Source organism: Streptomyces sp. NPDC005492 (genome assembly GCF_040605995.1).
GTDB lineage: Bacteria > Actinomycetota > Actinomycetes > Streptomycetales > Streptomycetaceae > Streptomyces.
The window spans coordinates 16,571-29,560 of the sequence record NZ_JBEXDX010000006.1 but is presented as its reverse complement, the minus strand read 5'-3'; the positions used below and the strand labels follow the sequence as shown (position 1 = coordinate 29,560).

Annotated in this window: 11 protein-coding genes and 2 pseudogenes; 11 read left to right on the top strand and 2 right to left on the bottom strand. The window is 71.3% G+C overall.

What is annotated here, in order from left to right; genetic code table 11:
- The first annotated feature begins 58 nt into the window (after positions 1–58).
- Positions 59–424, top strand: coding sequence for a ferredoxin (locus ABZT04_RS10620; protein ID WP_356055701.1), 366 nt, complete (start codon positions 59–61; stop codon positions 422–424).
- Between the two features lie 110 nt (positions 425–534).
- On the top strand, positions 535–1,713 hold the full coding sequence (locus tag ABZT04_RS10615; RefSeq protein WP_356055197.1) for an acyl-CoA dehydrogenase family protein: 1,179 nt from the start codon (positions 535–537) through the stop codon (positions 1,711–1,713).
- A 100-nt stretch (positions 1,714–1,813) separates the two neighbouring features.
- Here ABZT04_RS10615 and ABZT04_RS10610 read toward each other — a convergent pair whose 3' ends face one another.
- On the bottom strand, positions 1,814–2,035 hold the full coding sequence (locus tag ABZT04_RS10610) for a hypothetical protein (RefSeq protein ID WP_356055195.1): 222 nt from the start codon (positions 2,033–2,035) through the stop codon (positions 1,814–1,816).
- A 113-nt stretch (positions 2,036–2,148) separates the two neighbouring features.
- On the opposite strand from ABZT04_RS10610, the pseudogene ABZT04_RS10605 reads away from it, so the two are divergent.
- The 8 genes and pseudogenes from ABZT04_RS10605 to ABZT04_RS10570 all read left to right on the top strand — a co-directional run.
- A pseudogene (locus tag ABZT04_RS10605) lies at positions 2,149–2,340 on the top strand (hypothetical protein); the annotation flags it as partial.
- Entirely contained in the window at positions 2,292–4,529 is a 2,238-nt protein-coding gene (locus ABZT04_RS10600; protein WP_356055192.1) for a serine/threonine-protein kinase, read from the top strand. The pseudogene ABZT04_RS10605 and the gene ABZT04_RS10600, both read left to right, overlap by 49 nt.
- A 54-nt stretch (positions 4,530–4,583) precedes the next feature.
- Positions 4,584–6,170, top strand: coding sequence for an NAD(P)/FAD-dependent oxidoreductase (locus ABZT04_RS10595; RefSeq protein WP_356055190.1), 1,587 nt, complete (start codon positions 4,584–4,586; stop codon positions 6,168–6,170).
- Between the two features lie 63 nt (positions 6,171–6,233).
- Positions 6,234–6,617 (top strand): hypothetical protein, encoded by a 384-nt coding sequence (locus ABZT04_RS10590; RefSeq protein WP_355902696.1) that lies wholly within the window; start codon positions 6,234–6,236, stop codon positions 6,615–6,617.
- Positions 6,618–6,677: 60 nt separating this feature from the next.
- Positions 6,678–7,297, top strand: a pseudogene (locus ABZT04_RS10585) (class I SAM-dependent methyltransferase).
- Positions 7,298–7,361: 64 nt separating this feature from the next.
- Positions 7,362–8,471 carry a nitronate monooxygenase family protein gene (locus tag ABZT04_RS10580; protein ID WP_356055188.1) on the top strand — a complete coding sequence of 370 codons (1,110 nt, stop codon included), beginning with the start codon at positions 7,362–7,364 and terminating at the stop codon, positions 8,469–8,471.
- Positions 8,468–10,093: an acyl-CoA synthetase gene (locus ABZT04_RS10575; protein WP_356055186.1), complete on the top strand. Its 1,626-nt coding sequence runs from the start codon at positions 8,468–8,470 to the stop codon at positions 10,091–10,093. The genes ABZT04_RS10580 and ABZT04_RS10575 overlap by 4 nt, the downstream gene beginning before the upstream one ends.
- Positions 10,094–10,185: 92 nt before the next feature.
- On the top strand, positions 10,186–11,682 hold the full coding sequence (locus ABZT04_RS10570; RefSeq protein ID WP_356055184.1) for an acyl-CoA synthetase: 1,497 nt from the start codon (positions 10,186–10,188) through the stop codon (positions 11,680–11,682).
- 6 nt (positions 11,683–11,688) lie between these two features.
- Here ABZT04_RS10570 and ABZT04_RS10565 read toward each other — a convergent pair whose 3' ends face one another.
- Positions 11,689–12,081: a MerR family transcriptional regulator gene (locus ABZT04_RS10565; RefSeq protein ID WP_356055699.1), complete on the bottom strand. Its 393-nt coding sequence runs from the start codon at positions 12,079–12,081 to the stop codon at positions 11,689–11,691.
- Between the two features lie 105 nt (positions 12,082–12,186).
- Here ABZT04_RS10565 and ABZT04_RS10560 point away from each other — a divergent pair, with 105 nt between their 5' ends.
- On the top strand, positions 12,187–12,972 hold the full coding sequence (locus tag ABZT04_RS10560) for an amidohydrolase family protein (RefSeq protein ID WP_356055182.1): 786 nt from the start codon (positions 12,187–12,189) through the stop codon (positions 12,970–12,972).
- Positions 12,973–12,990: the final 18 nt, after the last annotated feature.

Genomic DNA, 12,990 nt, shown 5'->3' with positions numbered 1-12,990 from the left:
CGCCCGCCGTGCCGCGTTTGCGGCGGCCCGCAGCGGCAACCCGGACCGTGTGACAGCGATGACGACCCAACAGGAGCTCGTCCGGTTTCTGGAGGACCGATTCGCCTGCGCGCAGGCCTGCACCGAGTGTGCGCGGGCCTGTGTGCTGCGCGTCAGCCGCTCGGATCCGGACGCGACCGACCACGAGGCAGTCGTACGACGCAAGGCGCTGCTGTGCGCGGAGGTGTGCGACGCGACCTGCCGGATGCTGGCCGAACAGAACCTCCAGGACGAGTCCGCCCTTCGCCTCCAGGCCAAGTGGTGCCTGCTCGTCTGCCTGGAGTACGCCCAGGTCCTCGACGCGCAGCCGGGCGCGGAGGCGGACGCGGAGGCCTGCCGGGACTGCGCGCGGGCCTGCACGGAGTTCATGGCCACGCTGAACTGACCGGCGCAGACGCCTTCTTCGCCGGTATCGCCGCCTCGCCATTCCCAATTTCTGGAACACGTTCTACGGTGTGCGCCGTCAGGACCGGCCTTGGGGAGCCAGGAGGCGCCGTGCATCTCGAATACACGCCCGAGCAGCAGCGACTGCGCACCGAACTGCGCGCCTATTTCTCCGAGTTGGTACCCGACCACGCCTACTCCCGCTACGCCGACCCCGCCGCCCAGAAACGCTTCTACCGCGAAACGATCCGCCGGCTCGGCACGGACGGCTGGCTCGGGGTCGGCTGGCCGCAGGAGTACGGCGGGCGCGGGCTGACGCCGATGGAGCAGTTCATCTTCTTCGACGAGGCCGCGCAGGCCGGCGTACCGCTGCCGCTGATGGCCCTCAATACCGTCGGCCCGACGATCATGCAGTTCGGCACCGACGAGCAGAAGGCGTACTTCCTCCCGAAGATCCTCTCCGGCGAGATCGACTTCGCGATCGGCTACAGCGAGCCCGAGGCCGGCACGGACCTCGCGGCGCTGAAGACGCGGGCCGTACGCGACGGCGACGAGTACGTCGTCGACGGGCAGAAGATCTGGACCACCAACGGCGACACCGCCGACTGGGTCTGGCTCGCCGTCCGCACCGACCCCGAGGCCCCGCCGCACAAGGGCATCACCATGCTCCTGGTGCCGACCACCGACCCGGGCTACTCCTGCACGGTGATCAACACCCTCGCCTCGCACGACACCACCGCGAGCTACTACGAGAACATCCGCGTCCCCGTCTCCCGCCGCGTCGGGAACGAGAACCAGGGCTGGCGCCTGATCACCAACCAGCTCAACCACGAACGCGTCACCCTCGCCGCCCACGGCACGATGGCGATCCGCGCCCTGCACGACGTCCAGCACTGGGCCATGGAGACCAAGCTCGCCGACGGCCGCCGCGTCGTCGACCTCCCCTGGGTCCGCCGCCTCCTCGCCCGCACCCACGCGCGGCTCGACGCGATGAAACTCCTCAACTGGCAGATGGTGAACGCCGTCCAGGAAGGCACCCTCGCCCCGCAGGACGCCTCCGCCGTCAAGGTCTACGGCTCCGAGGCCCGCCGCGACGCCTACGCCTGGCTCATGGAGATCGTCGCGGCGGCCGGCGCCCTGAAGGAGGGCTCAGCGGGCGCCGTCCTGCACGGCGAACTGGAACGCGGCTACCGTTCCGCCGTGATCTTCACCTTCGGCGGCGGCAACAACGAGATCCAGCGGGAGATCATCTCGTGGATCGGGCTGGGGATGCCGAGGGTGCGGCGCTAGGTGTATTGACCCGCAGGGTTGTTGACGCGGCTGATGGGTGGCTTGCCGTCGGGCGCGGTGTGGCAGCAGGGTCCGATCCTCGCCGCCGCGGGGGCGTGGGTCACCGTATTCGACAACTCACCCCCAGCTCGGCCAGGACCAGACGGTGGCCGAGTGCGACGGACTCGAACTGCGCACCGTCCTGGGCGACATGCGCGACCTCAGCGCCTTCGGCGACGCGCCATTCGACGTCGTATTCCGATGTGTACTTGTTCGACCACGAGGCGCTCGACGGGCGCGGCGAGCTGATCGTGGTGCACAAGCTGCCCTGCAGCGATGTCACGCGGTACTCCGCCGAGGAACGCGCCGCGAAGTTCGGCGTGGACGCCGCTCTTGAATACAGCCACACCCTCACCGGCTTCGCGGACACGGTCCGATCCGGTCGGTCCGCCGACGCTCCCACCCCGGCACGATCTCCGCGCCATGTCACGGCTCCGCCCCGGCTCTCGCCCACCCCCGTACAAAGTCGGACGATCGCTCGCCATACTGGACGAGCCAGGGGAGGGCGGGACGAACACCGACGGGGGCGATCGCGGGCGATGGGGGACAGCAGGCTCATCCACGGCCGCTACCGGCTGCTCGATCTGATCGGGCGCGGCGGCATGGGCGAGGTGTGGCGGGCGCGGGACGAGTCGCTGGGGCGCCATGTCGCCGTGAAGTGCCTCAAGCCGCTGGGCCCGCACCACGACCAGTCGTTCACCCGTGTGCTGCGGGAGCGGTTCCGGCGTGAGGCCCGGGTCGCCGCCGGGCTCCAGCACCGCGGGGTGACCGTGGTCCACGACTTCGGCGAGTCCGACGGTGTCCTGTACCTCGTGATGGAGCTGCTCGACGGCCGCAACCTCGGCCAGCTCCTGGAGGACAACCAGCAGCGCCCGCTGCCCGTCCCCGACGTCGTCGACATCGCCGAACAGGTCGCCTCCGCCCTCGCCTACACCCATCAACAGGGCATCGTGCACCGGGACTTGAAGCCCGCGAACATCATGCGGCTGACCGACGGCACGGTGAAGATCTGCGACTTCGGCATCGCCCGCCTCGGCGCAGACATCGGCTTCACCTCCCGGCTGACCGGCACCGGAATCGCGATGGGCACCCCGCACTACATGTCGCCGGAACAGATCAGCGGCGACGAGGTCGACCAGCGCAGCGACCTCTACTCCTTCGGCTGCGTGCTGTACGAACTCTCCACCGGGGCACCGCCGTTCGACCTCGGCGACGCCTGGGCCATCCTCATCGGCCACCGCGACACCCCGCCCCGCCCGCCGCGCGCCCAGCGGGCCGAACTGCCCGAGTACCTGGAGAAGGCCATCCTCGACCTGCTGGCCAAGCTCCCGGAACAACGTCCGCACGACGCCCGGGAGTTGGGACGCCGGATCACCATGGGCCGTACGACACCCGTGTACGTGCCGACAGTTGTGACCCCGCAGCCCCAACTCAGCCCGTCCGAACCGGTGTCACGCGAAGCACGCCTGCCGTCCTGGACGCGCGGCATGACCACCGGGCACAAGGCGACCGGCGCCGGACTGCGCACCACTCCGCCGGACGCCGGAGCCGGTCTCACCGGCGAATGGATCGCCCGCCCGGCCACCGGCCACGCCGAGGAACCGGCACCGGCGTCACCGTCCGCACCCGCCCCGGAGCTCCTCAACTCCCTTGCCGGACGCCACAACGCGGGCCTGAGCCTGGGCCGGCTCGGCCGCTGGGCGGAGGCCGGCGAGGTGCACCGCGCGGTCGCCGCCGAACGCACCCACCTCCTCGGCCCGGACCACCCCGACACCCTCGCCAGCCGCTACGAACTCGGGTTCACCCTCAGCCGCACCGGACGCCCGGCCGACGCCCTGCGCGAGTACACGCACGTCGCCCGCGCCAGGCAGCGGGCCCTCGGCGCCGACCACTCCGACACGCTCGCCGCCCGGCAGGAAATGGCGTACGTCCTGGGCCAGTTGGGCCGCCACTTCGACGCACACCAGGTGTACACGTCCGTACTCGCCGCCCGCGAACGCACCATGGGCCCCGACCACCCGGACACCCTGCGCTGCCGCCACAACCTCGCCTTCAACCTCAGCCGCCTCGGCCGCATGGAGGACTCGTACCGCATGGCCCGCGAGGTCGCCGCCGCCCGCGCCCGCGTACTGGGCCCCGGCCATCCCGATACCTTGGTCACCCGTTACGAAGTGGCGTACGCGCTCGGCCAGTTGGGCCGCTGGCCCGAGGCTCTGCAGACCTACGGCGAGGTCGCCGAGGCCCGTGCCCGGGCGCTCGGCCCCGACCACGCCGACACCCTCGCCGCCCGCTACGAGATCGGCATCAGCCTCGGCCGCCTGGGCCGCAGCGCCGACGCCCTCAAGCTGTACCGCGACCTCATCGACGACCGCACCCGCGTCCACGGCCCCGCCCATCCCGAGACCCTCCGCGCCCGCCACGGCCTCGGCGTCAACCTCGGTCGCCTCGGCCGCTGGGAGGAGGCCCTCGCCGAGTCCCGTGACGTGTGCGCCATCCGCGAGCGCGTGCTGGGCGCCGACCACACCGACACCCTGGTCAGCCGCCGCGAGGTCGCCGTCGGTCTCGGCTGGCTCGGCCGCTGGGCCGACGCCCTCACCGAGTACCGCCGGGTGGCCGCCGCCCGCGAGCGCGTCCTCGGCCCGGACCACCCCGACACCCTCGCCAGCCGCAACGACGAGGCCCACTGCCTGGAACAGCTCGGCCGCGGCGCCGAGGCGGTCGAGCTGTACCGCCGGGTGGCGGTGCTACGGCAGCAGGGGGCGTCCGGCGGCCACTGACGCGGACGCGGTCCACCTCTGGCCGACCTAGATCACCTCGTGTTACGAAGAACCATGCCTGCACACGAGGGACAACGGACGCACGAGGGACACCGGGCGTACGACGCCGTCATCGTCGGCGGTGGCCACAACGGCCTGGTCGCCGCCGCCTACCTGGCCCGCGCCGGGCGCTCCGTGCTCGTCCTGGAACGCCTCGACAACACCGGCGGCGCCGCCGTGTCGACCCGCCCGTTCGCCGGGGTCGACGCCCGGCTGTCCCGGTACTCGTACCTGGTCAGCCTGCTGCCCAAGAAGATCGTGCGGGACCTCGGCCTCGACTTCCGCATCCGCGGGCGCACCATCTCGTCGTACACCCCCACCGAACGCGACGGCCGCGCCACCGGCCTCCTCGTCGGCGGCGGCGAGCGCCGCACCCGCGACGCCTTCGCCCGGCTGACCGGCGGCGACCGCGAGTACGCGGCCTGGCAGCGGCTCTACGGCATGACCGGCCGCCTCGCACAGCGGGTCTTCCCCACGCTCACCGAGCCGCTGCCCACCCGGGAGGAGCTGCGTCGGCGCGTGGACGACGAGGACGCCTGGCGGATGCTCTTCGAGGAGCCGATCGGCGTCGCGATCGAGGAGAACTTCACCGACGACCTGGTCCGGGGCGTCGTCCTCACCGACGCCCTCATCGGCACCTTCGCCGACGCCCACGACCCCACGCTCGCCCAGAACCGCTGCTTCCTCTACCACGTCATCGGCGGCGGCACCGGCGCCTGGGACGTCCCGGTCGGCGGCATGGGCGCCCTCACCGACGCCCTGGCCACCACAGCGCGCGAGGCCGGCGCCGTACTCGCCACCGGGCACGAGGCCGTCCGTATCGACACGGACGGACGGGCCGCCGAGATCACCTACCGCACGGCCGACGGCGAAGGCGTCGTGGCCGCCCGGCACGTCCTCGTCGGCGCCTCGCCCCAGCAACTGGCCGCACTCACCGGCGACGAGTCGCCCGCCCCTGCCGAGGGCGCCCAGCTCAAGGTCAACATGCTGCTCAAGCGGCTGCCCCGACTCCGCGACACCTCGGTCGACCCGCGCGAGGCCTTCGCGGGCACCTTCCACATCGCCGAGGGCTACGACCAACTGGCCGCCGCGCACGCCCAGGCCGCGGCGGGTTCCCTGCCCGCCGCACCGCCCTCCGAGATCTACTGCCACTCCCTCACCGACCCGAGCATCCTCGGCAGGGACCTCGTAGAGGACGGCTACCAGACCCTCACCCTCTTCGGCCTGCACACCCCGGCCCGCCTGTTCGAACGGGACAACGACGCCGTTCGCGACGAACTCCTGAAGGCCACCCTCGCCCAGCTCGACGCCCACCTCGCCGAGCCGCTCGCGGACTGCCTGGCCACCGACGCGGACGGACGGCCCTGCATCGAGGCGAAGACCCCGCTCGACCTGGAGCGCGACCTGCGGCTGCCCGGCGGCAACATCTTCCACCGCGAGCTGACCTGGCCGTACGCCCAGGACGGCGCCGGCCGCTGGGGCGTCGAGACCCGGCACGCGAACGTCCTGCTGTGCGGGGCGGGCGCGGTACGCGGCGGGGGAGTGAGCGGGGTACCGGGGCACAACGCGGCCATGGCCGTGCTGGAGGGCGACGAGGACTGACCGCCCTGGTGCCCTGCCGGGGAAGTGGTGCTTTTCTTGGAGTGGACGAGAGGAGCGATCGCCATGGACAGCGTGCATCTGGTGCCAGGGCACCCGGAATCCGTCTCGGTGGAGATCAGCGGGTGCAGCAAGGAGGACGCCCGGATCGTGTTCGACACGCTGTGTGCGTGCTTCGAATCCGACCGGTGCGCCGACGACGTGCCCCGGGACCACCACGACACCCGCCCCACGGTCTGGCTCGGCACCTTCGACGTCGCCGACGCCCACGAGGAAGGCGCCGGTGGCCCGCCCCGTCTCGCGGCATCCGTGGACGCGGATGTCCAGGGCGGCTACTGGGCCGTCGAACGGTTCCGTACGACCCTGGACTCCCTGTTCACCGTGCACGACCTCGCCACCACCTCCGGCGACCAGGAGCGGGAACTGCACGTACGACTTGGGAACCGCTAAGCGGGGGTCGTGTCCTCGGTCCGGGACTGCTACGACGCGCTCGCTGCCGACTACCACCTGATGTTCCGGCTGGGTGCGGGGCCGCAGTGGGTGCTGGACTCCTCCTGCGGCATCGGCACCCAGGCCATCGGGCTGGCGGGGGCCGGACACGATGTGGTCGGCAGCGACCTGAGCCCGGCCGCGGTCGCCCGGTGACGGCGGCGGACATGCGGGCGCTGCTGTTCCGGACCGCCGCCTTCGACGTCGTGGTCTGTGCCGACAACTCGCTGCCGCATCTGCTCACCTCGGACGACGTACGCGCCGCTCTGGTCGGCATGCGCCGGGTCCTGCGCGAGGACGGACTCCTCGTCCTGAGCGTCCGGGACTACGACACGATCCGCGCCGCCCGCCCCGCGTCGGCGCCGCCCCAGGTGTCGACGACCACCGAAGGCCGGGTGATCACCTTCCAGTTGTGGCACTGGCACTAGGACGGCGAGCGCTACGACCTGGAGCACTTCCAGCTCGTGCCGGACGGCGACGGCTGGGCGGTACGGGTCCGGCGGAGCGCCTACTGGGCCCTGACGCGGGGCCAGTTGACCGATGCCGTGCTCGACGCGGGCTTCTCGGACGTCGGTTGGCACGAGCCGGAGAGCAGCGGCTTCTTCCAGCCCGTGCTCACGGCTCAGCGGGCCCGGCGCTGAGAAAATCTGACGGAGCATCAGAAAAGGCCTTCCGTCGTCCGGAGGACTGCGGCATTCTGCGCCCATGCAGACGGAGTTGAGCAAGAAACTGGGAGTCGAGCACGCCATCTTCGGCTTCACGCCGTTCCCCGCCGTCGCCGCGGCCATCAGCCGGGCCGGCGGTTTCGGAGTGCTCGGCGCGGTCCGCTACACCGCCCCCGACGACCTAAAGCGCGACCTCGACTGGCTGGAGGCGCACGTCGGGGGGATGCCGTACGGCCTGGACGTCGTCATGCCGGCGAAGAAGGTGGAAGGGGTCACCGAGGCCGAGGTCGAGGCGATGATCCCGGAAGGGCACCGGCAGTTCGTCACCGAGACCCTCGCGAAGTACGGCGTGCCCGAACTCGCCGAGGGCGAGGCGTCCGGCTGGCGCATCACCGGGTGGATGGAACAGGTCGCCCGCACCCAGCTCGACGTCGCCTTCGACTATCCGATCAAGCTGCTCGCCAACGCCCTCGGCTCCCCGCCCGCCGACGTCGTCGCCCGCGCCCATGACCAGGGCGTACTCGTCGCCGCGCTCGCGGGCAGCGCCCGGCACGCGCGCAAGCACGCGGACGGCGGCATCGACATCGTCGTGGCGCAGGGCTACGAGGCGGGCGGACACACCGGCGAGATCGCCTCCATGGTGCTCACCCCCGAGGTCGTCGAGGCCGTCGACCCCCTGCCGGTGCTGGCGGCGGGCGGCATCGGCAGCGGACAGCAGGTGGCCGCGGCGCTGAGCCTCGGCGCCCAGGGTGTGTGGCTGGGCTCCATATGGCTGACCACCACAGAAGCCGAGCTCACCTCGCCCAAGCTGGTCGAGAAGCTGCTCGCCGCGGGCTCCGGCGACACCGTCCGGTCCCGCGCCCTGACCGGGAAGCCGGCCCGTCAACTGCGCACCGAGTGGACCGACGCCTGGGACGACGCGAGCGGCCCCGGCACCCTTCCGATGCCGCTGCAGGGGCTGCTGGTCGCCGAGGCGGTCTCACGTATCCAGAAGTACGAGGTCGAACCCCTGCTCGGCACCCCGGTCGGCCAGATCGTCGGCCGGATGAACAGCGAACGCAGTGTCCAGGCCGTCTTCGACGACCTCACCCGCGGCTTCGAGCACGCCGTCGACCGCGTCAACCGCATCGCCGGAAGGAGCGGGCAGTGAGCACACAGGGGGAGAACCCACAGGGCGGGGCCACACAGCGTGGCGCCACACAGGGCGGGGCCACACAGGGCGGGAGCACACCCCCCGCCGGTTTCTGGGCCCAGGCCGCACAGGACCCCGACCGCGAGGTCCTCGTCGCGCCCGACGGCGAGGTGTGGACGGCCGGGCGTCTGCACGCCGCCACCAACCAACTCGTGCACGGACTCCGCGCGGCCGGACTGGAGCGCGGCGACGCCTTCGCGGTCGTCCTGCCCAACGGCGTCGAGTTCTTCACGGCCCATCTGGCCGCCACCCAGGCCGGGTTCTACCTCGTCCCCGTCAACCACCACTTCGTCGCCTCCGAGATCGCCTGGATCGTGGCCGACTCCGGCGCCAAGGTGCTCATCGCGCACGAGCGGTTCGCCGAACCCGCCCGCCAGGCCGCCGACGAGGCCGGGCTCCCCGCCACCCACCGGTACGCGGTCGGCACCGTCGAGGGCTTCCGGCCGTACGCCGAACTCCTCGACGGGCAACCGGAGTCGGCGCCCACCGACCGCACGCTCGGCTGGGTCATGAACTACACCTCCGGCACCACCGGACGCCCCCGCGGCATCCGCCGCCCGCTGCCGGGCAAGCCCCCCGAGTCTGCCTACCTCGGCGGTTTCCTCGGCATCTTCGGCATCAAGCCGTTCGACGACAACGTGCATCTGGTCTGCTCGCCGCTCTACCACACGGCTGTCCTCCAATTCGCCGGCGCGAGCCTGCACATCGGGCACCGCCTGGTCCTGATGGACAAGTGGACCCCGGAGGAGATGCTCCGCCTCATCGACCGCGAGAAGTGCACGCACACCCATATGGTCCCGACCCAGTTCCACCGCCTCCTCGCCCTCCCCGAGGACGTACGGGCGCGCTACGACGTCTCGTCCATGCGGCACGCCATCCACGGCGCCGCCCCGTGCCCCGACCATGTCAAGCGGGCGATGATCGACTGGTGGGGCCACTGTGTGGAGGAGTACTACGCGGCCAGCGAGGGCGGTGGTGCCTTCGCGACCGCCGAGGACTGGCTGAAGAAGCCCGGCACGGTCGGCAAGGCCTGGCCCATCAGCGAACTCGCGATCTTCGACGACGACGGCAACCGGCTCCCGCCCGGTGAACTCGGCACGGTCTACATGAAGATGAGCACCGGCGGCTTCGCCTACCACAAGGACGAGGCCAAGACGAAGAAGAACCGCATCGGCGACTTCTTCACCGTCGGCGACCTCGGCTACCTCGACGAGGACGGCTACCTCTTCCTCCGCGACCGCAAGATCGACATGATCATCTCGGGCGGGGTCAACATCTACCCGGCCGAGATCGAGTCCGCGCTCCTCGCGCACCCGGCGGTCGCAGACGCCGCGGCCTTCGGCATTCCGCACGACGACTGGGGCGAGGAGGTCAAGGCCGTCGTCGAACCGTCCCCCGGGCACGAACCCGGGCCGGACCTCGCCGCCGCCCTCCTCGACCACTGCGCCGAGCAACTCGCCGGCTACAAGCGGCCCAAGAGCATCGACTTCATCACCGAGATGCCCCGCGACCCCAACGGCAAGCTGTACAAGCGCCGGCTGCGGGACCCGTACTGGGAGGGGCGTGTCCGGCCTATGTGAGGGCGGCCTGTGTGGGCCCGGCACATGTGGGCCGGGTCCACCTCGACCACTCGGCTTGACCCGCCCGGGCGCCGGCCCGAGGATCATGTGTCATGACGCCCGGACACGGCAGCACGGTTGACGGGGTACTGCGACGCAGCGCCCGACGCACTCCCGCACGCGTGGCGGTGAATTACGGCGAGCGCTCCTGGACGTACCAGGAACTCGACGACGCCGTCTCCCGCGCGGCGAGCGTGCTCCTCGACCAGGACCTCGCCCCGGGCGACCGGGTCGGTTCCTACGGCCACAACTCGGACGCCTACCTGATCGGCTTCCTCGCCTGCGCCCGCGCGGGCCTGGTGCACGTGCCGGTCAACCAGAACCTCACCGGCGACGACCTCGCGTACATCGTCGGCCAGTCCGGCAGCGCGCTCGTGCTCACCGACCCCGACCTCGCGCCCCGGCTTCCCGAGGGTGTACGGACGTTGCCGCTGCGGGACGCGGCCGGCTCGCTGCTGGAGCGGCTGGCGTCCGCGCCGCCCTACGACGGTCCCGAGCCGCGCACCGAGGACCTGGTGCAGTTGCTCTACACCTCGGGCACGACCGCCCTGCCCAAGGGCGCGATGATGACCCACCGGGCCCTGGTGCACGAGTACTTGAGCGCGATCACCGCCCTGGATCTGAGCGCCGGGGACCGCCCGGTGCACTCGCTGCCGCTGTACCACTCGGCGCAGACGCATGTGTTCCTGCTGCCGTACCTGGCGGTGGGCGCCACCAACATCATCCTCGACGCGCCCGACGGTGACCGGCTCTTCGACCTGATCGAGGCCGGACGCGTGGACAGCCTGTTCGCCCCGCCCACGGTGTGGATCGGTCTGGCGAACCGGCCCGACTTCGCCACCCGCGACCTCAGCGGCCTGCGCAAGGCGTACTACGGGGCGTCGATCATGCCGGTGCCGGTCCTGGAGCGGCTGCGCGAGCGGCTCCCCAAGCTGGCCTTCTACAACTGCTTCGGGCAGAGCGAGATCGGACCCCTGGCCACCGTCCTGGGCCCCGACGAGCACAAGGGGCGGATGGACTCCTGTGGCCGACCCGTCCTGTTCGTGGACGCGCGTGTGGTCGACGAGGACGGCAAGGACGTGCCCGACGGTACACAGGGTGAAGTCGTCTACCGTTCACCGCAGTTGTGCGAGGGCTACTGGGACAAGCCCGAGGAGACCGCCGCCGCCTTCCGCGACGGCTGGTTCCACTCCGGCGACCTCGCGGTGCGGGACGCCCAAGGCTTCTACACCGTCGTCGACCGGGTGAAGGACGTCATCAACTCCGGTGGCGTACTGGTCGCTTCACGCCAGGTCGAGGACGCGCTCTACACCCACGAGGGAGTCGCCGAGGTCGCCGTCATCGGCCTCCCCGACGACCGCTGGATCGAGGCCGTCACCGCGGTCGTCGTCCCGCGCGGCCAGGTCACCGAGACCCAACTCATCGACCACGCACGGGAGAAGCTCGCCCACTTCAAGGCACCGAAGCGCGTCGTGTTCGTGGAGGAACTGCCGCGCAACGCCAGCGGGAAGATCCTGAAGCGGGAGTTGCGGGAGCGGTTCGGCGGCTGAGCGTCGTCACCCACGAGTCGGGGCGGGGGCCGGGGCTGGAGCCACAGTCTTATGGGCCTCCGCTCCCGCGATGGTGTCCCGCAACGCCGCGCGGGCCGCGTCCAGTTCGACAGCCCTCCGGTCCAGGGCGCCCAACTGGTCGCGCAGCGCGTCGAGTACGCCCGGACAGGGTCGCACGGCGGCCTCGTCCGTGGTGCAGGGCAGTACCTGCCGGATGACCCGGGTGGGCAGTCCGGCCGCGAGGAGCGCGCGGATGCGGAGTACGGCGGCGGTGTCCGAATCGGCGTACTCCCGGTAGCCGTTGGGGAGTCGCTCGGGCCGCAGCAGTCCCGCCTGTTCGTAATAGCGCAGCAATCGCTCGCTGGTTCCCGTCCGCTCGGCCAGCTCCCCGATCAGCACGGGCACGCGCTCCTCTCCCACTTGACCTTCCAACGATGTCAGGGCTCAACACTGGCCTCCGCCGCCCGCATTCCGCCGGGCGTCCGGACACTCAGGGAGGCGCACGTGATTCTCGACGCCCACAGCCATGTCCACGGTCCGTTGGACGCCCACCTGTTGGCGCTCGACGAGGCGGGTGTCGACCGCACGGTCCTGTTCCCCACCCGCGCGCACCCGGAACGGGCCACCGATCTCGACTCGCTCCAGTACGAAATGGGTGTGCTGGAAAGGGCGTTGGGCGGCGCTTCCGGTGACGACGGATTCGCCCTGGCGATGGGGGAGTTGGACGAGGCCCTCGCCGCCCACCCCGACCGCTTCCTCGGCTTCGGCTCCGTCCCTCTCGGCCACTCCGACGCCGAGACCGCGGCGCGGGTGGAGCGGGAGGTGATCGGTCGCGGACTGTACGGCATCGGTGAACTCACCCCGCCCCCGAACCAGGCAGCCCTCGTGGAACCCGCGCTCCGGGCGGCCGACGACCACGCCGGACTTCCGGTAGTCGTCCATGGCTCCGCGCCCACGACCGCGGCGGACCTGCGCACGCTCGCCGAACTGGCGGCCCATTACCCGAAGGTACCGCTCGTGATCAGCCAACTGGGCGGAGCCCACTGGATGGTGGCGATCGAACTGGCCCGCGCCGTTCCCAACCTCCACCTCGAACTCTCCACGGCCACCATCGTCTTCGCCATCCGCCTGGCCATCCATGAACTCCCCACCCGCACCCTTTTCGGCTCGGACGCGCCCTACGGAGACCCGGTCGTGGCACGTACGACGGTGGAACGCGTCACGCGTCCGGGGGAGGTCCGTGACCGGGTACTGGGCGGGAATCTGGCGGAGCTGCTGGGTCTGGGGTGACGCGGGACGGTAGGCCGG

What these genes read in the sequence shown, in the direction of transcription:
- ABZT04_RS10620 (WP_356055701.1), top strand. Translation starts at nt 59, where the DNA reads ATGACGACCCAACAGGAGCTCGTCCGGTTTCTGGAGGACCGATTCGCC.
- ABZT04_RS10600 (WP_356055192.1), top strand. Translation starts at nt 2,292, where the DNA reads ATGGGGGACAGCAGGCTCATCCACGGCCGCTACCGGCTGCTCGATCTG.
- ABZT04_RS10595 (WP_356055190.1), top strand. Translation starts at nt 4,584, where the DNA reads ATGCCTGCACACGAGGGACAACGGACGCACGAGGGACACCGGGCGTAC.
- ABZT04_RS10590 (WP_355902696.1), top strand. Translation starts at nt 6,234, where the DNA reads ATGGACAGCGTGCATCTGGTGCCAGGGCACCCGGAATCCGTCTCGGTG.
- ABZT04_RS10580 (WP_356055188.1), top strand. Translation starts at nt 7,362, where the DNA reads ATGCAGACGGAGTTGAGCAAGAAACTGGGAGTCGAGCACGCCATCTTC.
- ABZT04_RS10570 (WP_356055184.1), top strand. Translation starts at nt 10,186, where the DNA reads ATGACGCCCGGACACGGCAGCACGGTTGACGGGGTACTGCGACGCAGC.